Origin of the sequence: Curtobacterium sp. MEB011 (genome assembly GCF_030209655.1) — a bacterium.
GTDB classification, from domain to species: domain Bacteria; phylum Actinomycetota; class Actinomycetes; order Actinomycetales; family Microbacteriaceae; genus Curtobacterium; species Curtobacterium poinsettiae.
In genome coordinates, this window is sequence record NZ_JARVRN010000011.1 from 79,391 (window position 1) to 99,388 (window position 19,998).

General features: G+C 72.4%; 13 protein-coding genes. 4 read left to right on the forward strand and 9 right to left on the reverse strand.

Annotated features, from left to right (window positions below):
- Positions 1 to 43 precede the first annotated feature (43 nt).
- Positions 44 to 1,885 carry a coiled-coil domain-containing protein gene (locus QRN30_RS13680; RefSeq protein ID WP_284761213.1) on the reverse strand — a complete coding sequence of 614 codons (1,842 nt, stop codon included), beginning with the start codon at positions 1,883 to 1,885 and terminating at the stop codon, positions 44 to 46.
- A 184-nt stretch (positions 1,886 to 2,069) separates the two neighbouring features.
- Here QRN30_RS13680 and QRN30_RS13685 point away from each other — a divergent pair, with 184 nt between their 5' ends.
- Positions 2,070 to 3,812: a DUF8094 domain-containing protein gene (locus QRN30_RS13685; protein WP_031260296.1), complete on the forward strand. Its 1,743-nt coding sequence runs from the start codon at positions 2,070 to 2,072 to the stop codon at positions 3,810 to 3,812.
- Entirely contained in the window at positions 3,809 to 4,819 is a 1,011-nt protein-coding gene (locus tag QRN30_RS13690; RefSeq protein ID WP_284761214.1) for a tetratricopeptide repeat protein, read from the forward strand. The genes QRN30_RS13685 and QRN30_RS13690 overlap by 4 nt, the downstream gene beginning before the upstream one ends.
- A 252-nt stretch (positions 4,820 to 5,071) precedes the next feature.
- Here the strand turns inward: QRN30_RS13690 and glgB are convergent, their stop codons facing one another.
- From glgB to QRN30_RS13705, 3 genes are all read right to left on the reverse strand, one after another.
- Entirely contained in the window at positions 5,072 to 7,636 is a 2,565-nt protein-coding gene (gene glgB, locus QRN30_RS13695; RefSeq protein ID WP_284761215.1) for a 1,4-alpha-glucan branching protein GlgB, read from the reverse strand.
- Positions 7,633 to 9,633, reverse strand: a complete 2,001-nt coding sequence (locus QRN30_RS13700; RefSeq protein ID WP_284761216.1) for an alpha-1,4-glucan--maltose-1-phosphate maltosyltransferase — start codon at positions 9,631 to 9,633, stop codon at positions 7,633 to 7,635. Before QRN30_RS13700 ends, glgB begins: the two co-directional genes overlap by 4 nt.
- A 174-nt stretch (positions 9,634 to 9,807) precedes the next feature.
- Positions 9,808 to 11,925: a glycogen debranching protein gene (locus QRN30_RS13705; protein WP_284761217.1), complete on the reverse strand. Its 2,118-nt coding sequence runs from the start codon at positions 11,923 to 11,925 to the stop codon at positions 9,808 to 9,810.
- Between the two features lie 59 nt (positions 11,926 to 11,984).
- Here QRN30_RS13705 and QRN30_RS13710 point away from each other — a divergent pair, with 59 nt between their 5' ends.
- Positions 11,985 to 13,166, forward strand: coding sequence for a cysteine desulfurase family protein (locus tag QRN30_RS13710; RefSeq protein WP_259552734.1), 1,182 nt, complete (start codon positions 11,985 to 11,987; stop codon positions 13,164 to 13,166).
- A gap of 522 nt (positions 13,167 to 13,688) precedes the next feature.
- Complete coding sequence (locus tag QRN30_RS13715) at positions 13,689 to 14,183, forward strand: GNAT family N-acetyltransferase (RefSeq protein WP_259552733.1); 495 nt, start codon at positions 13,689 to 13,691, stop codon at positions 14,181 to 14,183.
- A 43-nt stretch (positions 14,184 to 14,226) separates the two neighbouring features.
- Here the strand turns inward: QRN30_RS13715 and QRN30_RS13720 are convergent, their stop codons facing one another.
- The 5 genes from QRN30_RS13720 to QRN30_RS13740 all read right to left on the reverse strand — a co-directional run bounded on the left by QRN30_RS13720 (position 14,227) and on the right by QRN30_RS13740 (position 19,397).
- Positions 14,227 to 15,150, reverse strand: coding sequence for a PfkB family carbohydrate kinase (locus QRN30_RS13720; RefSeq protein WP_071250905.1), 924 nt, complete (start codon positions 15,148 to 15,150; stop codon positions 14,227 to 14,229).
- Positions 15,150 to 16,643, reverse strand: a complete 1,494-nt coding sequence (locus QRN30_RS13725; RefSeq protein WP_056068933.1) for a purine-cytosine permease family protein — start codon at positions 16,641 to 16,643, stop codon at positions 15,150 to 15,152. Before QRN30_RS13725 ends, QRN30_RS13720 begins: the two co-directional genes overlap by 1 nt.
- Before the next feature lie 97 nt (positions 16,644 to 16,740).
- Positions 16,741 to 17,745, reverse strand: a complete 1,005-nt coding sequence (locus QRN30_RS13730; RefSeq protein ID WP_056068931.1) for an ADP-ribosylglycohydrolase family protein — start codon at positions 17,743 to 17,745, stop codon at positions 16,741 to 16,743.
- Positions 17,742 to 18,473 (reverse strand): GntR family transcriptional regulator, encoded by a 732-nt coding sequence (locus QRN30_RS13735; protein WP_017888222.1) that lies wholly within the window; start codon positions 18,471 to 18,473, stop codon positions 17,742 to 17,744. The genes QRN30_RS13730 and QRN30_RS13735 overlap by 4 nt, the downstream gene beginning before the upstream one ends.
- A gap of 87 nt (positions 18,474 to 18,560) precedes the next feature.
- On the reverse strand, positions 18,561 to 19,397 hold the full coding sequence (locus QRN30_RS13740) for a hypothetical protein (RefSeq protein ID WP_284761218.1): 837 nt from the start codon (positions 19,395 to 19,397) through the stop codon (positions 18,561 to 18,563).
- Positions 19,398 to 19,998 lie beyond the last annotated feature (601 nt).

Genomic DNA, 19,998 nt, shown 5'->3' on the forward strand with positions numbered 1-19,998 from the left:
GGATGGCCTGGAGGCGCGTGTCGGGCCTCCGGGCCGGTGACCGTCAGCGCTCGGTCGCCTCCACGTCGTCGCGCTCGTCCGCAGCGGACGCTGCGGTTGGCGCCGTGCCGAGCAGGCCGGTCGCGTTCGTGAGGACCCCGCGGAGGTTCTCGAGGTAGCCCGCGACGGCCTCGCGCTCGGTGCGGATCGCCGCCAGGCGGTCCTCGGCCTCGGCGATGACACCGGCGGTGCGCTCCTCGGCGTCGGCGACCATCCGGTGCACCCGGTCTTGAGCGTCGGCGACGATGGTGCGTGCGTGCTCCTGCGCCTCGGCCGTGCTGGTGCGCTCGAGGTCGTCGGCTTCCTGCTGCAGACGCTCGGCTCGCTCACGGGCCTCGGTGGCGCGGCGCGTGGCCTCGGCGAGCTGCAGGTTCGCCTCGTCCAGGTACTTCTGCGTCTCGGTCACGGTCTCGTGGTGCTTCTGCAGGTAGTCCTGCTCGGCGTCGTCGCGGCGGGCCGCGAGTTCCGACTCGAGGGTCGTGCGGGCTTCGTCGCGTGCCCGGGCGATCTCGGCACGGACCTCGTCGCGTTCCTTCACGAGGGCGGCGCGGGCGGTGTCGATCTCCTGCTGCAGGGCGGTGCGCTCGGCTTCGAGCACCCCGAGCTCGGCGGTCCGGCGGTCGGCGATCTCGGCGTCGACCTCGGCGTGCTCGCGTTCGCGGCGGGCGGCGATGGCGTTCTCGTGCTCGCGGACGGCACGCTCGGCTGCTGCGTCGGCTTCGGCCCGCTCCTGCGCGATCCGGGCGTCGTGCTGCTCGAGTTCGCGGGCGATCCGGTCGGCGGTCTCCTGCACCAGGCGCGCGTTCTCGACGCGGGTCTGTTCCTCGTCGACGCGCAGCTGGGCGCGGGCTGCTTCGATCTCCTGTTCGAGGTCGGTGCGGGCCACGGCGAGTTCGCGCTCCCACTCGGCGCGGGCGGCCGCGAGCTCCTCGTCCAGTTCGCGGCGGCGGTCACCGATCTCGCTGTCGAGCTCGGCCCGCCGACGCGCGACCTCGGACTCGAGTTCGGCGCGACCGGTCTCGAGGGCCAGCGCGTGTGCCTGCTGCTCCTCGTCCCGTTCGCGGTGCCAGGCGGCGCGGCCCTCGGTGACCTCGCGCTCGAGGGCCGCGCGCCGGGTCGTCTCCTCACGGTCGAGGTCCTCGGTGCGGCGGGTGTGGTCGGCTTCGAAGACCGAACGGCGGTGCTCGGTCTCACGGTCGAGCTCGGCTGCGGCGGTGCGGGCGTCGGCGGACTCGCGCTGGGCGATCTCACGCAGCTCCGCGACCTCGTGCTCGACCTGGGCGCGCAGTGCGTTCGTCTCGCGGATGGCGACGGAGCGGACCTCGGCGGCCTCGGTCACCGCGGCACCGCGGATGGCGGCTGCCTCGTTGCGGGCGTCCTGCGTGAGCAGACCGGCCTCGGCGCGGGAGCGCTCGACGGTGTCGGCGGCTTCGGCGCGGGCACGGGTCAGCTCGTTGGTGGCGCGGGTGCGGGCGTCCTCGAGGGCGTCGCGCGCTTCTTCCTGCGCTTCGCGGACGGTGCGCTCAGCTTCGGCGCGGCTCGAGGCTCGGAGCCGCTGGGCGTCGATGTCGGCCTGGCTGATGAGCCGGGTCGACTGTTCCTCGGCGACACGCAGCGTGGACTCGAGGCGGGTGCCCAGACCGCTGTACGTGGGGGTGCCGGCTTCGTCCAGCTCGCCCTGCAGCTCGGACACGCGGGCCTGCAGGAGACGGATCTCCTTCGCGGCGTCGGCGCGGTCGTTGTTCGACTTGATGAGCTCGCGGCGCAGGTCGTTCAGTGAACGCTCCACCTCGTCGCGGCGGTACCCGCGCAGCTCGGTCCCGAACTCGGCCTCGTCGTTCGCCACGTGTCGCTCCTGGGTGCTCGGCGGAGGGCCCGGATCGGCCCGCGGTCGATTGTAGTGGCGGCCGGAGCGGGTCGTCTGAGTCCGGCGACAGCGCGGATTGATGCACTGTCCAGCGATGCTCGCTATCCTGAGTCGCTGATTCGCGCGCCGACATCCCCACCCCGGCGCGGTAGGGAGAGTGTTCGTGCGATTCGTCCTGGCGATCGTCAGTTTCGTCATCGGCCTGCTGCTCGTGGTGCTGGCGGTGGGGCAGCGGACCGTGTTCGCGCCGCCGTCCTCGCTCGTGGCCGAGAGCTCGACGACCAGTTCCGCCCCGGTGACGGTGATCCCGGGGACGACGCTCAACGCCAACCCCGGCTACCAGCGCATCAACGTGTCCGGCTCCGGCAAGGTGTTCGCGGCGTACGGCAAGACCGCCGACGTCGACGCCTGGATCGGTGACGCCGAGCACACCACGCTCCGCTTCGACGCCGAGAAGGGCTCGCTGGTCGGGTCGACCTCGGGCAGCGAGACGAGCGTGCCGTCGCCGAAGGGCAGCGACCTCTGGTACCAGGAGTACGACGGTGCCGGACAGTTCACCGTCCGCCTGCCCCAGGACGTCTCGGTCCTGGTCGTGAGCGACGGCAAGGCCGCCGCACCGAGCGACGTGTCCGTCACCTGGCCGCAGGACACCGCGACGCCGGCGGTCGGTCCGCTGCTCGTGGCCGGCGGCGTGTTCGTCCTCGGAGGCCTCGTGCTGCTCGTCCTCGCCTTCCTGCACCAGCGCCGTGGACGCGGTCCCCGCCGTCGCAGCGGTGGCAGCCGTCCGCCGCGGGTGCGTGCCTCGCGCCGTGCCGCCGCCGCCGGAGCGCAGGTGCCTCGCCCCGGTCGTCGTGGGACCCGCGCGTTCGTCGGCGTCCCGGTGCTGCTCGTCGGTGCCCTGACCCTGGCCGGCTGCTCGTCGGACTACTGGCCGCAGGGCGGCGATCCGTCGCTGGCCACGCCGACTCCGACGGCCACCGCCACGGGGGCGGCGGAACCCACCGAACCGACCGCCGCGACCAAGCAGCAGATCACCCGCATCGTGCAGCGCGCCGCGGCCGTCGCGAAGCAGGCCGACGGGGCGCGCGACCGCGACCTGGTCCGCACCCGGTTCTCCGGCGCGGCGCTCGACCTCCGGCTGGCCAACTACTCGATCCGCGGCAAGGACTCGGACGTCAAGGCGCCGCCGGCCATCTCCGCAGCGCAGGTGTGCGTCGCGCTGCCGCAGCAGACCGACACCTGGCCGCGGACGGTCTTCACGATCGTCGCCGAGGACTGTGACGCCAAGTCGGCGCCGCAGGCCCTGACCCTGGTGCAGGACAGCGCCCGTGATCCCTACAAGGTCGCGTACGACGTGTCGCTCGAGGCCGACGCGAAGATCCCGAGCCTCGCCCCGACGACGATCGGTGCGGCGCTGCTCGCGCCGGAGTCGAAGCTCCTGACCATCCAGCCGGACCAGGTCGCGACCGCCTACGGCGACATCCTGTCGAAGGACACCGCCAGCGAGTACGCCGACCTGTTCACCACCGAGGGTGACGCACTCCGCACGACCATCGGCAAGGCGTACAAGGACAAGAAGGCCAAGGCGCTGCCGGACACGGCGAAGATCGAGTACTCGTCCGAGGTCCCCGCCGACTCCGCCGTCGCCATCGCGACGGACGACGCCGGCGCCCTGGTTTCCGCCGACCTGGACGAGATCGAGAAGGTGACCCCGACCGCGTCGGGCGCCGAGGTGAACACCGAAGGTGCCGTGAAGGCACTGTCCGGCGTCGACACGAGCAAGAAGGGCATCAGCGCCACCTACAGCGTCCAGCTGCTCTTCTACGTGCCGCCGGTCGCCTCGGATGGCAAAGTGGTCCTGCTCGGGTTCACGCAGGGCCTGACCGCAGCAAGTGAGGTGCAATGAGCAACATCCCCCCGACCCCGTCCGGGCTCCGCGGAGCCGTGGACCTGTCGTCCCTCGTCGACCGCGCACAGCGGCCGCCCCAGCCGTCCGGCGCTCCGGCCCCGGCGGGTCAAGCCGGCGGTGCCGCGCCCGGTTCCGACGTCGGCACTGCGAGCGGCGCCGGCCCGACGGTCCCGTCGCTCGTCATCGACGTCACCGACGCGACGTTCCAGGACGTCCTGGAGCTGTCGAACGTCGTCCCGGTCATCGTGGACATCTGGGCCGAGTGGTGCGGGCCGTGCAAGCAGCTCTCACCGATCCTCGAGCAGCTCACCGCCGAGTACGACGGCCGCGTGGTGCTCGCCAAGGTGGACGCCGACACGAACCCGCAGCTCGTGCAGGCGTTCCAGGCGCAGTCGATCCCGACCGTCGCAGCCGTGATCGGCGGACGCCCGCTCGGGCTCTTCGTCGGCGCACTGCCCGAGGCGCAGGTCCGCGACGTCTACGAGCAGGTGCTCCAGGCCGCCGAGCAGAACGGGGTGTCCGGTCGCGTGTCCGTCGACGGCGCAGTGGCCGACGTCGACGCGGAGCAGGGCGAGCCGGAGCCGGAGCCGCTCCCGCCGCACCACCAGGCCGCGTACGACGCGATCGAGCAGGGCGACTACGCCACCGCGATCGAGGAGTACAAGACCGCCATCCTGCAGGACCCGCACGACCAGATGGCCGTCGCCGGGCTCGCGCAGGTGTCGCTGCTCGACCGGTTGGACGGTCGGACGGCCGACGAGATCCGCGCCGCTGCTGCCGCAGGCCCGCAGGACGTCCAGGCGCAGCTCGCCGTCGCCGACCTCGACATCTCGGGCGGACACGTCGACGACGCCTTCGGGCGCCTGCTCGACCTCGTCCCGACCGTGTTCGGCGATGACCGTGAAGCCCTGCGCGTGCGGCTCGTCGAGTACTTCGAGCTCATCGGTTCCGAGGACCCGCGCGTGGTCGCGGCTCGCCGCCGCCTGGCGAACGCGCTGTACTAGCCGCTGCCGGGTCCGTGCGGCGCAGCAGACGCCGTCGTCACGCCGAGACGCCGCCGGATCCGGCGGCGTCTCGGCGTTTCCGCGGCGTCTCGCGGACACGACGGTGTCTCGCGGACACGACGGTGTCTCGCGGACACGACGGCGTCTCGCGCAGGACCGCCCGGACCCGCAACGCGACAGACGGGAGGCCCGGTGCCAGCTGGCACCGGGCCTCCCGTCTGTCGGTCGGTCGCGTCCTGGACGCGGGCCGGGTTACCAGGCCAGCTTCAGCCAGACGGCGCCGAGCGGCGGGACCACGACGTGCGCTGAGGCCGGGCGGCCCGCCCACGGGGTGTCCTCGGCGGTGACGACGCCGAGGTTGCCGACTCCGGAGCCGCCGTACTCGGCCGCGTCGGTGTTGAGCACCTCGTGCCACTCGCCCGCGGTCGGCAGCCCGAAGCGACGCTCCACCGGGACGCCGGAGAAGTTGACGAACACCGCGACGCGGTCGTCGCCGTCCTTCCGCAGGAACCCGAGGGTCGAGTGCGGTGCGTCGCCGCCCTCGAGCCACTCGAAGCCGTCGGCCGTCGAGTCGTGGGTCCAGAGCGCCGGGGAGTCCTTGTAGACGCGGTTGAGTTCGGCGACGAGGTCCTGCACGCCGCGGTGGCCGGGCTGGTCGAGGAGCCACCAGTCGAGGCCCTTCGCCTCGGACCACTCCGCGGGCTGCGCGAACTCCTGGCCCATGAAGAGCAGCTGCTTGCCGGGGTGCGCCCACATGAACGCCAGGTAGGCGCGCACGTTCGCGAGCTTCTGCCACTCGTCGCCGGGCATCTTGCCGTACAGGGAGCCCTTGCCGTGCACGACCTCGTCGTGGCTGATCGGCAGGGTGAACTGCTCGCTGAACGCGTAGACGAACGAGAACGTGATCTCGTCGTGGTGGTAGCTGCGGTAGGCGGGGTCGCGCTGCACGTACTCGAGCGAGTCGTGCATCCAGCCCATGTTCCACTTCTGCCCGAAGCCGAGCCCACCGGCGCTCGTCGGCTGGGTCACCCCCGGCCACGAGGTGCTCTCCTCCGCGATCATCACGATGCCGGGGTACCGCTTGTACGCCGTCGCGTTCGTCTCCTGCAGGAAGGCGATCGCGTCGAGGTTCTCGCGCCCACCGTGGATGTTCGGCAGCCAGTCGGTGCGGGAGTAGTCGAGGTACAGCATCGACGCCACCGCGTCGACGCGCAGACCGTCGATGTGGAACTCCTCGAGCCAGTACAGCGCGTTCGCGACCAGGAAGTTGCGGACCTGCGGCTGCCCGAAGTCGAAGACGTAGGTGCCCCAGTCGAGCTGCTCACCGCGGCGGGGGTCGGGGTGCTCGAACAGGGCGTAGCCGTCGAAGCGGCCGAGCGCCCACTCGTCCTTCGGGAAGTGCCCGGGGACCCAGTCCATGATCACGCCGATGCCCGCGGAATGCAGGCGGTCGATCAGGTAGCGCAGGTCGTCCGGTGAACCGAAGCGTGCGGTCGGGGCGTAGTACCCGGTGACCTGGTAGCCCCACGAGCCACCGAACGGGTGCTCGGAGAGCGGCAGGAACTCCACGTGCGTGAAGCCGGTGTACTCCATGTGCCCGATGAGCTGGTCGGCGACCTCGCGGTACGACAGGCCGGGGCGCCACGAGCCGAGGTGCACCTCGTAGACGCTCATGGGGGCGTCGTGCGTGGTGGTCTGCGCACGGCGCTCCATCCACGCGGCGTCGCCCTCGGACCACGTGTACGTGGACTCGGTGATGACGGAGGCCGTCGCCGGCGCGATCTCGGCTTCGCGGGCGAACGGGTCGGCCCGCTCCACCCAGCCGGAGTCGGTGAGGATCTGGAACTTGTAGCGCTGGCCGACGACGGCACCGGGCCAGAAGAGTTCCCAGACACCGAGGTCGCTCAGCCGGCGCATCGCGGTGGTGCGGCCTTCCCAGCCCTCGAAGTCCCCGATGACACGCACGGCGGTGCCGCGCGGTGCCCAGACGGCGAATGCGACCCCGTCGACCCCGTCGACCGTGCGGGCGTGTGCACCGAGGTGCTGCCAGAGCTGCTCGTCGCGGCCTTCGCCGAACAGGTGCAGGTCGAGCTCGCCGAGCGTCGGGGCGAACCGGTACGCGTCGTCGGTGGTCCAGGTGGCGTCGTCCTCGTCCGTTGACGCGTCGTAGTCGTACTCCGACTCGACGCGGTACCGACCGAGGGTGTCGGCCGTGGCGCCGGCCCAGAGCCCGTCGCCCTCGTGCGTGAGCTCGATGTCGTCGCCGTCGGGGCGGACGAGTCGCACCGCGCGGGCCAGGTGGCGGACGACGCGGACGCTCGTGCCGCCGTCGACGGGGTGCGGGCCGAGCACGTCGTGCGGCTGGGACCACCGGCCCTCGGCCACCTGCAGGCGCAGCCAGTCCTCGATCGGTGCCGGGCGCGGGTCCGTGGCGGCACCGGCAGTGCCGACGGCCGGGGCCGGGGCATCGGCCGGAGCCGGGGAGGCGGCAGCAGCGCCGGGGGCGACCGGGGCGTCGACGGACGCCGGACGGACGACCGGTGCCGAGCCTCCGGTCGGGGCCTGCGGGTCGTCCGACGACGAGGCGGCCGCCACGGACGGCTGCCGCGGGTGCGTCGGGTCGGCGGGGTGTCCGGCGAGCGTCGCGGACTCCGACACGCCGCGGTCGGGCGCCTCGCGCTCGGCCGGAGGGGCACCGGGCAGGTCCTCGGCGGGAGCGGACACCTTCGGCTCGTAGCGCGGCACGGCCGGCGGCGGAGGCGGCACCGGCGGCACGGCCGGTCCGCGCTTCGTGGGGTCGGTCGGTTCGGGGGTCATCGGTGGGGTCCTTCCACGACGAGCAGGTGCACGGGCTCCTGGAACGCGTCCAGGCGGACGTAGTTCGACGCGCCCCAGGTCCAGCGCTGACCGGTCACGACGTCACGGACGTCGAACAGGCCCTCGGTCGGCAGACCGAGTGCGGCGAGGTCCAGGTGCACGGTGGTCTCACGGGCGGAGTGCGGGTCGACGTTGGCGACGACGATCACCGTGTCGGGCCGACCCGACCGGATGAAGTCACCCGACAGGTGCTTCGAGTAGACGACGATCGCCGGGTCGTCAGCGGCGTGCACGTGCAGGTTCCGCAGCTGTCGCAGCGCGGGGTGCGCCGCCCGGAACCGGTTGAGCATCGTGACGTACGGGGCGAGGGATGCGCCCTCGGCCTCGGCCAGCGCGAAGTCGCGCGGCTTGTACTCGTACTTCTCGTTGTCGATGTTCTCTTCGGAGCCCGGTCGTGCGACGTCCTCGAACAGCTCGTACCCGGCGTACATGCCCCACGTCGGCGCACCGGTGGCGGCGAGCGCCGCACGCACCTTGTAGCCGGCTCGGCCGCCGAACTGCAGGTACTCGGTGAGGATGTCGGGGGTGTTCACGAACAGGTTCGGGCGCAGGTAGTCGCTCGTCTCGTGCGAGAGCTCGGTGAAGTAGTCCTCGATCTCGTCCTTGGTGTTGCGCCAGGTGAAGTACGAGTACGACTGCTGGAACCCGGCTTCGGCGAGCGCGCGCATCATCGCCGGGCGGGTGAACGCCTCGGCCAGGAACACGGTGTCGGGGTGCTCGTCGCGGATCTCACGGATGACCCGTTCCCAGAACCACAGCGGCTTGGTGTGCGGGTTGTCGACGCGGAAGATGCGGATGCCGAAGGCGATCCAGTGGCGCAGGACGCGCTCGACCTCGGTGACCAGGCCCTCGGGGTCGGTGTCGAACTGGATCGGGTAGATGTCCTGGTAGCGCTTCGGCGGGTTCTCGGCGGTCGCGATGGAGCCGTCGGCGCGCTGCGTGAACCACTCCGGGTGCTGGGCGACCCAGGGGTGGTCGGGGGAGCACTGGAGCGCGAAGTCGAGCGCGACTTCCATGCCGGTGTTCTTCGCCGTCTCGACGAAGTCGCGGAAGTCGTCCTCGGTGCCGAGGTCGGGGTGGATCGCGTCGTGCCCGCCTTCGGGGGAGCCGATCGCCCAGGGGCTGCCGGGGTCGTTCGGCCCGGGCGTGAGCGTGTTGTTCGGCCCCTTGCGGGCGGTGGTGCCGATGGGGTGGATCGGCGGCAGGTAGATGACGTCGAAGCCCATCCGGGCGACGGCGGGCAGGCGGCGGGCCGCGGTGCGGAAGTCACCGCTCTTCCAGGAGCCGTCGGGGTTCTTCTTCGCGCCTTCGGAGCGGGGGAAGAACTCGTACCAGGCGCCGACGCCGGCGCGGGTGCGTTCGACGTCGAGCAGCTGGGTGGCGGAGTGCGTGCGGAGCGAGGTGAGGGGGGCTTCCTCGACCTCGGCGACGATGCGCGGGTCGTCGACGGCGGCCAGGCGTTCCGCCGGGTCGAGGTCGGTGTCGCGGACCCGTGCGGCGGCGCGTGTGGCGGCGGGGGAGCCGGTCTCGTCGGCCAGCCGGTCGAGCAGCACGGCGCCGTCGAGCAGCGTCGCCTCGGTGTCGACGCCGGCTGCGATCTTCAGGCGTGCGCCGTGCAGCCAGCTCGCCCAGTCGTCGGAGTACGACTCGACGTGCCAGGTCCAGACGCCGACGTGGTCGACCTGCACCGTGGCGTCGTAGCGGTCGGTGCCGGGGGCACCGAGGGTCATGGGGACGGTGCGTGTTCCACCGTCTGGGCGTTCGAGGACGAGGTCGGCGCCGATGATGCCGTGTCCTTCTCGGAAGACGGTCGCACCGAACGTGATCACCTCGCCGTCGAATGCCTTGCCGGGGAAGCCGTTCGGCGTCCTCGGGGCGAGCTCGGTGATCGGGATGCGCCCGATCTTCGGGCGTCGGGGTCGGTCTGCGGTGGCCACGGAAGCGACGCTACCCGGCGGGCGGCTCCGCGTTCCCCGGATTCCGCCCACTGTGGAGGGGCCGGGCGCGCCGTGGACCCTGTGGAGGACCGGACGCAAGGCCCGTGGCGGGGCCGCCACGAGCCTTGCGTCCGCCTGTCGGTCGCTGTGCCCGGCCGCACCCGCCTGCTCGCGCTACGCCACCTCGAACAGGTGGATGCCGGGGCCGTAGGCGGTGAAGACCTGCCCGGCGGGACGGAGGCGCTCGTGGTCTCGGTGCTTCTCGCTCGACCAGGCCAGGCGGTACCCGAGGACGTCCTCGCGCACCGGCAGGGTCAGGTCGCGGGTACGGCCGCTGCCGTGCACGACCACCAGGACGCGGTCGAAGGGCTCGTGCTCCGGTGTCGACTCGACGAAGTACTGCAGGGCGCGGTGCACCGGCTGGTCCCAGCCCTCGATCGTCATCGCGTGCCCGTCCGGTCCGTACCAGGACATCCGCGAGGCCCCCGGTGTCTCCTGGCCCTCGACGCCGAAGCGGGTGGGCCGGAGTGACGGGTGCGCCTGCCGGAACCGGGCCAGCGCGGCGACGGCCTCGGTCATCGTCTCGGCGTCCTCGTCGTCGGACCAGTCGACCGGGGTCAGGTCGTCGGACACCACGTAGGCGTTGTTGTTGCCGTGCTGGGTGCGGCTCCGCTCGTCGCCGGCGGTGAGCATCGGCACCCCGGCGGACAGCATGAGCGTCGCCACCAGGTTGCGCATCGACCGGCCACGCGCGGCGCGGACCCCCCGGTCGGCGGTGTCGCCCTCGATGCCGTGGTTGAACGAGCGGTTGTCGTTCGAGCCGTCGTGGTTGTCCTCGCCGTTGGCCTCGTTGTGCTTGCCGTCGTACGACACCAGGTCGAGCAGGGTGAAGCCGTCGTGCGCGGTGACGAAGTTCACGCTCGCCAGCGGGCCGCGGTCGGCTCCGAAGACACTCCTCGACCCCGACAACGCTTCAGCCAGCCGGCCGATGCCGGTCTGCGGCAAGCCGGTGCGGCGCTCCTCGGCGATGTCGGTGAGCCAGAACTGCCTGACCGTGTTCCGGAAGCCGTCGTTCCACTCGCTCGTGCGGTCCCCGGCCGCACCGAACGCCCCGGTCTTCCAGCCGTCGGGGCCGACGTCCCACGGCTCGGCGACCACCAGGGTGTCCTGCAGGTCGGGGTGGTTCCGGATGCGTTCGAGCAGCGGGTGCGACGGGTCGAACCGGTGCTCGCCGTCGCGGGCCAGGGCGGCCATCAGGTCGAAGCGGAAGCCGTCGACCTGCACCTCGCGCGCCCAGTACACCAGGCTGTCGACGATGAGGTCCGCGGTCGCCTCGACCGAGGTGTCGAGCGTGTTCCCGCACCCGGTGGTGTCGTAGTAGCCGTCCCGGTACGGCGAGGCGGAGTGCGCCCAGCGGTACCGGTTCGCACCGTCGATGCCGCGCAGGCTCGTCGTCGGGCCACCCAGGCCCTCTTCCGCGGTGTGGTTGTAGACGACGTCGAGGACGACCTGGATGCCGGCCTCGTGCAGCAGCCGGACCATGCCCTTGAACTCGCGCAGGACGGCGTCGGCACCCTGCTGCCGGGCCGGTGCCGAGGCGTGCGCGGCGTGCGGGGCGAAGAACCCGAGCGTGTTGTAGCCCCAGGCGTTCTGCCGGCCGGCGTCGCGGAGCCACCGCTCGGTGTCGAAGGCCTGCACGGGCAGCAGCTCGAGCGTGGTGACGCCGATGCGGTGCAGGTGCGCGATCGTGCTCTCGTGTGCGACCCCGGCGTACGTGCCGCGCAGGTGTTCCGGCAGGTGCGGGTTCGCTGCCGTCAGGGTGCGGACGTTCGCCTCGTAGACGACGGCGCGGTCGAGCGGGACCTGCGGCTTCACGACGCCGCCCCAGTCGAAGGCGTCGTCGACGACGACGCTGGTCCAGCGCGGGCCGGCTGCTTCGTCGTTCCCCGTCGGCAGGATGCCCCGCGCGTACGGGTCGAGCAGCGGACGCGTCGGGTCGAACTCGTGCCGCGGGCCGACCGGGCCGTCGACGAGCAGGTGGTACCGGTCGCCGGGCACGACCCCGGGGACCTCGCCGGTCCACACGTCCGTGTCCGGCACGCGCTCGAGCGGGTGTCGGGTCGGCCGGCCCTCGGAGCCGTCGGAGCGGTCGGTCCCGTCCGCGCCGTCGGCGCTTCCCGCGCTCGTCACGACCAGGACGACGCCCGTCGCCGTCGCGGACCGCAGGGTGAACCGGGGGACGGTCCCGCCCAGGGAGAACCCCGGCGTCAGGTCGATCGCTGTCTCGTGCACGCGACAAGGGTACGAGGACCGGCGCGTATCCTGGACACTGCTCGATCCAGGGGGTGCATTTGTCGGTCTACCTCGACCACGCCGCGACGACGCCGATCCTGCCGGAGGCGCTCGCCGCCTTCACCGATGCCCTGGGCACCGTCGGCAACCCGTCGTCCATCCACAGCGCCGGTCAGCGCGCGAAGATGCTGCTCGAGGACGGCCGCGCCGCCGTCGCCCGCTCGCTCGACGCGGACCCGGTCGAGGTCGTGTTCACCTCCGGCGGCACCGAGAGCATCAACCTCGCCGTGAAGGGCCTGTTCTGGGCTCGCCAGCGTGACCGCCAGCGGCCCCGCATCGTCGTCCCGGGCGGCGAGCACCACGCCACCGTCGACACCCTGACCTGGTTGGAGACGCACGAGGGGGCCGTCGTCGACGTGGTCCCGTTGGACGCGCAGGGTCGCGTCGACCTCGCCGGACTGGAGGCGCGGCTCGCCGACGCCTCGGACGTCGCCCTGGTCACGTTCCTGTGGGCGAACAACGAGGTGGGCACCATCCAGCCCGTGTCACGGATCGTCGAACTCGCGCACGCCGCCGGCGTGCCCGTGCACAGCGACGCGGTCGCCGCCTACGGCCAGGTGCCCGTGTCGTTCGCGGCGTCCGGCCTCGACGCCCTCAGCGTCTCCGCCCACAAGATCGGCGGGCCCGTCGGCATCGGTGCGCTCGTGCTCGGACGGAAGGCGACCGTCGAACCCCTCATCCACGGTGGTGGGCAGCAGCGGCAGGTGCGGAGCGGCACGCAGGACGCCCCTGCCGCTGCGGCCTTCGGCGTGGCGGCCGGCGCGGTGGTCGCCGAGCCGATGCCGCACCCGGCGCTCGCCGCCCTGCGGGACCGCCTGGTCGCCGGGGTGCGTGCGGCCGTCCCGTCAGCCGTGCTGATGGGGGACCCCGTCGACCGGCTGCCGGGCAACGCGCACTTCACGTTCCCCGGGTGCGAGGGCGATTCGCTCCTGTTCCTGCTCGACGCCGCCGGGGTCGCGGTGTCGACCGGATCGGCGTGCCATGCCGGGGTGCCCGAGGCGTCGCACGTGCTGCTCGCGATGGGGCTGTCGGAGCAGGACGCCCGCGGTGCGCTCCGGATCACACTCGGGCACACGACGACCGACGCCGACGTCGACGCGTTCCTGGCTGCGCTGCCGGATGCGGTCGCGCGGGCCGGTGCCGCGGGGATGGCGTCGCGGGAGCCGCTGCTCGGGCGGTAGGGCCTCTTCCGTCGGGCTGGATGCCACGGGGCACGGTTGCGGTGCTGGACATCGTTCTGGTCCTGACGTCGAGAGCCTCGCGACTCTCCGGGTCACGGCGGGTGCGGGTCGCGCGCGGCTGCGGGAGCGGCTGCCGTCGGATCCACACACCGACCCAGACGTGCGAGAGACCGGTCGCTGCGAGACCGACCATCGCCCACCCGACGACGCCGTGCCCGGTCGTGACCCAGAAGACCCCGAGGACGAGGACGAGCGTCGTCACGACTGCACCGAAGGCGAGCATGAGCAGACTGGACACGGGACTGGCGTTCTGGGCGAGCCGAGCGTCACGCACCCAGGCCGGGTTCCGCACGCGCCACAGGACGATCGCGACGGTGCCCAGCAAGACCGCGATGCTCGCTGCGAGCAGACCTGTTCCAGCCACGGCCCGATGGTAATCCGACAGGACCGTCCTCGACGCGATCTCCACGAGGGCCTCGCGACCGACCCGCATCGTTGTGATACTTGGACATGCTCGAGTTGGTGCGACCGCAGACGGCGTTGTACGAGGCGTGGGCTGAAGCGCATGCCGAGTGGGGGCCGGGTCTGCACGAGGACGGGTTCGGGATCACCGCGCACGACGACGTCAGCGACGAGGACGGGTTCCGCACCTGGGTCGGCCGAGTGCACGCCAGGCCCGGCGCACTCTGGTGGATCGTCGAGGACGGCCGTGTCCTGGGCGGGATCGCACTCCGGGCTCCGGGAGACACCGCCGGCGTGCACCGGTTCGGCCACGTCGGGTACGGGATCCGCCCGTCAGCACGGGGCCGCGGCGTGGCGACGTGGGCGCTGGGCCAGGTGCTCGCCCACGCCTCGCGAGTCGGGATCGACCCCGTGATCGTGCTCTGCCGCGATGACAACGCCGGGTCCATCCGGGTCCTGGAGCACTACGACGCGGTGCTGTCGTCGATCGAACGGCGTGAGGGAGTGCGGCTCCGGCGGTACGCCGTCTCCCGGTCGCACCGGCGTCCCGGGTAGCCGATCGAGCGCACGGCCGCCCCCGGGAACCCGTGTCGACGCGTCACACCAGCCGGGCGAGGAGCGCGTCCGTCTCGGCTGCGGTCGGCGCTGTCGCCGGACCGTTCCTGGTGACCGCGAGGGCCGCCGCGGCGTTCGCCCGGCGGACGGCCTCGACGAGCGACGCACCACGGGACAGCGCAGCGACGAGCACTCCGCCGTGGGCGTCTCCCGCACCGTTGGAGTCCACCGCGACGACCCGGAAGCCGGGGACCAGCACGGGGGAGGCACCGGGCTCGACGACCCAGCAGCCGGCTGCGCCGTCGCGCACCAGGGCGGTCCCGCGGGCGGCCGCGGCGATCGTGGTGACCGCCTCGGGGAGTCCCGCGGACGTGGGAGCCATGAGTCGCGCCTCCCGTCCGTTGGCGCTGACCACGTCCGCACGCGCCATGACGGGGCCGAGCACCGCCGGGGGCAGCGTGTCGACCAGCGGCGACGGGTCCAGGACGACGCGGACGGAGTCGGGGACACCCCCGAGCCAGTCGGCGATCGCTCGCCCGTTGACGGCGTGCGCGAGGCCGTAGCCGGACACGAACACGGTGTCGTCGGCGACGAGGGCGATCCGGTCGAGGTCGGCGCGGCCGAGCTGCCCCTCTGCGCCGACGCTCGTGACGAAGGTCCGCTCCGTCGAGGCGTCCACGAGTGCGACGCAGTACCCGCTGTCGACGTCGTCGAGACCGGGCTGCAGGACGTCCACGCCGGACGTGGCGAGCGCGCGACGCACCACGTCGCCGAACGGCCCGCTGCCGTACTGCCCCCCGAACGCGACGTCGAGTCCGTCCCGGACGGCGGCGACCATCGTGTTCAGGCCGCCGCCCGCGGTGATCTCCGACGCGGAGGCGATGACGTCGCCGCCCGGATCCGGGATCGCGTCGACGCGCATGACGATGTCGACGATGACGTTGCCGACCGAGACGAGGCGGGGCATCAGGCGCGCGCCCCGGCGTCCGTGGTGGTGGCCGGCTCGTGCTCGGTGAGCCGGCCACGTGCTCCGCCGGTCAGCAGGTAGACCGCGGCAGCGACGATGAACGTGATCACCCAGCCGAGTCCGTTCGCGCCGATCCAGGTCGCGGAGAACGCACCGACGAAGACGGGGTCCGCGTCACCGACCTGCACCTCGGTGAACAGGAAGCCGATCACGATCGCGACGATCCAAGCGGCAAGGGCACCCCAGGCGACACCACCGCGGTACCAGTACCGGCCGCCAGCGCGCAGGTCGAGGAGCGCCGCCGGGTCGTACCAGCGCCGCCGGACCATGTCGGCGGTGAAGACGCCGAGCCACGCGGTGATCGGGACGGCGAGGACGGAGATGAACGTGATGAACGGGGCGTAGAAACCGTCGGCGACGAGCATGAAGTACATCGCGCCGAGTGTGGTGACGACCACGTCGACCGCGACCGCCCACACGCGCGGGACCTTGATGCCGAGGGTCAGCGTGGTGAGGCTCGCCGAGTACACGGACAGGTGGTTCGACAGCAGCAGGCCACCGAACGCCGCGATGAGGTACGGGATCGCCATCCAGCTCGGCAGCAGGTCGCGGATCGCAGCGACCGGGTCACCGGCCTGCGCCAGCGTCGGGTCTCCGGCGGAGACGAGCGCGCCGAGGCCGACCAGGACGACGAGCGGGATGCCCGCACCGGCGGCACTCGACGCGATGAGCGCGCCGGCCTTCGACGAGGTGCGGGTGTAGCGGGCGATGTCCGCTCCGGCCGTGGCCCAACCGATGCCGGTACCGGCTGCGATCGTGCCGATGCCGATGACCATCGCGGCGACGGGGCCCGCGGGCTGGGACCCGACGACGTCCCAGTCGACGCGCAGCACGAGGAAGACCGCGACGAACACGTTGAGCGCACCGAACACCCACGTCGCCCACTTCTGGACGGCGACGATGAACGCGTGCCCGAGGCCGGAGACCAGCACCGTGGCGACGACGAACACCAGGATCGCGACGATCGTCAACACCGGGTTCGCCTTCGCGTCACCGCCCGTCCCGAACAGGATCGTGAACAGCGACAGGAGCACGAACGCCGCCGTCGTGGTGTTCACCGTCTCCCAGCCGAGCCGCGACAGCAGCGACACGAACGTCGGCCCGATGTTCCCGCGGACGCCGAACACCGCTCGGCTGAGGGTCAGACCCGGAGCACCGCCGCGGCGGCCGGCGACGGAGATCACGCCGACGACCGCGAAGGACCCTGCGGCGCCGATCACCGCGACGAGCAACGCCTGCCAGATGGTCAGGCCCTGGAACGCGACCAGGGTCGCACCGAGCGGAAGACCGAGGATGGAGATGTTCGCGGCGAACCAGACCCAGAACAGCGCGCCGGGCGTACCGGTCCGTTCGTCGTGGGGCACGGGCTCGATGCCCCGCTGCTCGATCGTCGTCAGCGTGCCGCTGCTGAGCGTGGTGGGCGTGTGGGACATGGTTCGGTTCCTCTTACGTCGTCGGAAGGGTGGTGCGCGAAACCGTGCGTCGGCCTGTCCAGGCGACGCCACAGCGTGGGGGGAGGGGGGAGGCGGGTCAGCTGCCCGCGCGGAGGGTGAGGAGTCCGTCGACGACCCGGTCGAGCCGGAGGTCGTTGACCGTGGTCACGGTGGCGACGGCATCGGCGGGCCAGGCATCCGGCCCGTGGACGGCGCCGAGCACCGCACCGGCCATCGCGGCGATCGTGTCGGTGTCGCCGCCGAGTGCAGCCGCTGCGCAGAGGGTCTGCCACGGGTCGAGGTCGAGGGCGACGAGGGCGAGTGCGGCGACGACGGACTCCTGGCTGGCCACGCTCGTGCCGATGAGCCGCGTGATCGTGTCGATCTGCGCGGACGCGGGCACGGTCGGCAGGTGCTCACGCGCCCACGTCGTCCTCGCAGCGATGTCCGCACCGGCGACCCAGTGGCCGCGCTCCGCGCCGATCGTGGCGGCGGCGACCGCGGCGTCGAGCGCTCCGGACCGCGTCGCCCCGTCGATGCCGGCGCTCACGGCCCCGGCGATCGCGCTCGCTCCGGCGATGCCGAGTCCGGTGTCGTGCGTGACGCGGCTGGCGTCCTGGACGGCGTCGACCAAGCGGACCAGGTCGTTCGAGGGCACGGCGACGCCGACCGGTGTGATCCGCATCGCGGCCCCGTTCGTCGTGCCGGTCGAGCCCGCCTCGGACGCGGGGACGCCGTCGAGGATCCGCTGCACCGCGGTCTTCGTGCTCGGGCCGAGCAGGTCGAGCGAGCCCTTCGCCTCCATCCCGCGCTCCCAGGCGATGAGCGCCTCGGCGAAGCGGACCGGGTCCAGTCGTCCGTTGCCCTCGAGCAGCAGCTCGGCGAGCATCAGGGCCTGTTCGGTGTCGTCGGTGATCGTGCCAGCCGGCATGCCGGTGGCGATGCGCTGGTGCGGTCCGGCGTCGGCGAACCCGGCGATGGCCCCGTGGTCGGCGAGGATCTGCGCGCGGGACATCGACTGGGTCGGCATGCCGAGGGCGTCGCCGATCGCCAGGCCCGTCAGGGCAGCGAGGGCGTGGTCTCGGTGGCGGTGCTGGTTCACGGTGTCCTGTCGTGGGGTCGTGACGTGGTCCCGAAGCGCATGTGCAGTCGGAAGCGGTCGGGGTCGAGGAGGCTGTCGACACGCTCGACGAACGCGCCTTCGGCCGTGCGTGCGATGCGTCGGCTGCGCAGGAACGGCGTGCCCGCGGTGCGGTCGAGCAAGGCCGCGTCGTCGATGTCGAGCGGCACGACGTCGATCCACTGCTCGGCGCTCGCCGGCACTAGACCGGTCTCGGCGATCGTTGCCGTCAGGGAGCCGTCGACGAGTCCGTCGGTGGTCGCGGACGCCAGGCGCCCCAGGTGCGGCACGACGCTGCGCTCCAGGGACACCGGACTGCCACCGACGACGACACGGAGCCGGTCGACCGCGACGAACGTCGCGCTGGCGGCATCGACCTCGGTCTGGAGCGCTGTGTCCTCGAACCGCTCGATGCGCAGGGTGCGGGTCGACACCTCGGTCCCGGAAGCGGCGATGGACCGTGCCCAGCCGCCGCGGGGGTCGAGGGAGGCGCCGTCGAACGTGACGACCGAGCCGATCCCACCCCGGGTGGCGATGTACTCGTCGTCTGCCAGGTCGGCGAGGGCAGCTCGGACGGTGCCACGACTGACGGCGAAGCGCACGGCCAGGTCGTGCTCGCCGGGCAGGCGCTCGCCGGCTCGGTACCGCCCCGTCGCGATCTCGTCGCGGAGCGCGTCGGCGACGAGACGTCGCTTCGAGGTGATCGGCATGCCGTGAGCGTACATGTACAAGACCTGTTCAGTCGTGTCTCCGCGCTCAGTGGATGACCGGCCGGTCCGGTCCGGGTGCCTCGACGCTCAGAGGTCGCAGACCGCGGTGGGCAGGTTCTGCTCGGCGCTGACCCACACCGATTCGACGTTCGCCCCGCCCTCGCCGAGTTGGAACGAGACGAGGCCGCCGGGCAGCTGGACGTCCCACCGCGACCAGGATCCGTCCGGTGTCGAGATCCGTTCCGTGAGTGACGGGTACGCGGCCCGGAGTGCATCGGAGCTCGACCCCACACCGATCCCCGCGGCGGTCGTCGGCCCCGCCGTCGTCGTCCGGGCAGAGTCACCCTCGGCGCCGATCAGGACCCCGGTCACGCGGTCGTCCTCCTCGGTGATCCGCAGCGTCGGGCTGCCGTCGCGCGCCCACGTTCCCGGAGCCGTGCACGTGCTCGGCGTTGCGGGCACCAGACGGTACGCCTGGGCGAGGTCGTCGCTCTCCGCCTCCGTGGCGCCGCCGAGCGCGATCGGACCGACCTCGTCGCCCGAGATGGTCCACGAGGACGGGGCGTCGAGCGCGAAGGGGCCCTTGCTCGGGGTCGGGGCAGTGGATCGTGTCGGTGGGGCTGTGGGCTCCGGGGTCTCCTGGACCGGAGCGGACTCCGGGGTGCTGGTCGTGGCCGGTTCGCTGGGCCCCGGCGTGGAGACGGGGGCGGGGTCGGCGGAGAACGGCTGCGGGATCACGCCGAGTGCGACGCCGCCACCGGTGATCCCGAGGCCGAGCAGGGCGACGACACCGATGACGATCGCGGCGCGGCGACCACGTCGGCGCGGCGCAGGGCGCTGTTCGGTCGCGCGGGTGAGCACGGTGCGCTTCATCGCGACGAGCATGCGCTGCAGGTCGTCGCCGGAGGGAGGCTCAGTGTTCATCGTGCATCACCGCCTGCTGCAGTCGGGCACGGGATCGGGCTGCACCGCGGGGAGCAGCGTCGACGGTGAGGCCGAGGGCCTCGGCGGCGTCCGCGTAGGAGCGTCCGTCGACGAGGCAGGCTTCGCAGAGGCGGCGGTCGACGGGTGCCAGCGCATCGATCTCGTCGCGGACCCAGCGCAGTCCGACGCGGGCATCGTCCGCGTCGGTGCCTGCGGTGTCGCCGTCACCCGTGCCGGGGCGGCGCGCGTGGTCGCGGCACGCGACGAGCAGCCAGGGCAGCAGGGCGTCGGTCGCCAGGCGGAGCGTTCCGCCGTGCTACCAGAGCGTGAGGAAGGTGTCCTGCACGATCCGTTCGGCGTCCTCGCTGCTGGAGGCCAGGGCCCATGCGAAGCGGGTCAGGGCGGCCGCGTACCGATCGAACGCGTCAGCCAACGCCGCACGTTCGCCGTTCGCGAGTCGACGCCTCAGTGCTGCGTCGGCGTTGGCGCCGTCATCCACGGTTGCCCCCTCTCACCTCAGGAGTGTCGCCAGCGACGCGATCCTGACACAGCGGCGTCCGACGGCGTGTCGCGCCGCGGGCGGACGCGGGTGGCAGGCCCC

Excerpts from the sequence above, each read along its gene's own strand:
- QRN30_RS13690 (WP_284761214.1), top strand. The coding sequence starts at position 3,809 with ATGAGCAACATCCCCCCGACCCCGTCCGGGCTCCGCGGAGCCGTGGAC.
- QRN30_RS13740 (WP_284761218.1), bottom strand. The coding sequence starts at position 19,397 with ATGAACACTGAGCCTCCCTCCGGCGACGACCTGCAGCGCATGCTCGTC.
- glgB (WP_284761215.1), bottom strand. The coding sequence starts at position 7,636 with ATGACCCCCGAACCGACCGACCCCACGAAGCGCGGACCGGCCGTGCCG.
- QRN30_RS13720 (WP_071250905.1), bottom strand. The coding sequence starts at position 15,150 with ATGCCCCGCCTCGTCTCGGTCGGCAACGTCATCGTCGACATCGTCATG.
- QRN30_RS13735 (WP_017888222.1), bottom strand. The coding sequence starts at position 18,473 with ATGCCGATCACCTCGAAGCGACGTCTCGTCGCCGACGCGCTCCGCGAC.
- QRN30_RS13725 (WP_056068933.1), bottom strand. The coding sequence starts at position 16,643 with ATGTCCCACACGCCCACCACGCTCAGCAGCGGCACGCTGACGACGATC.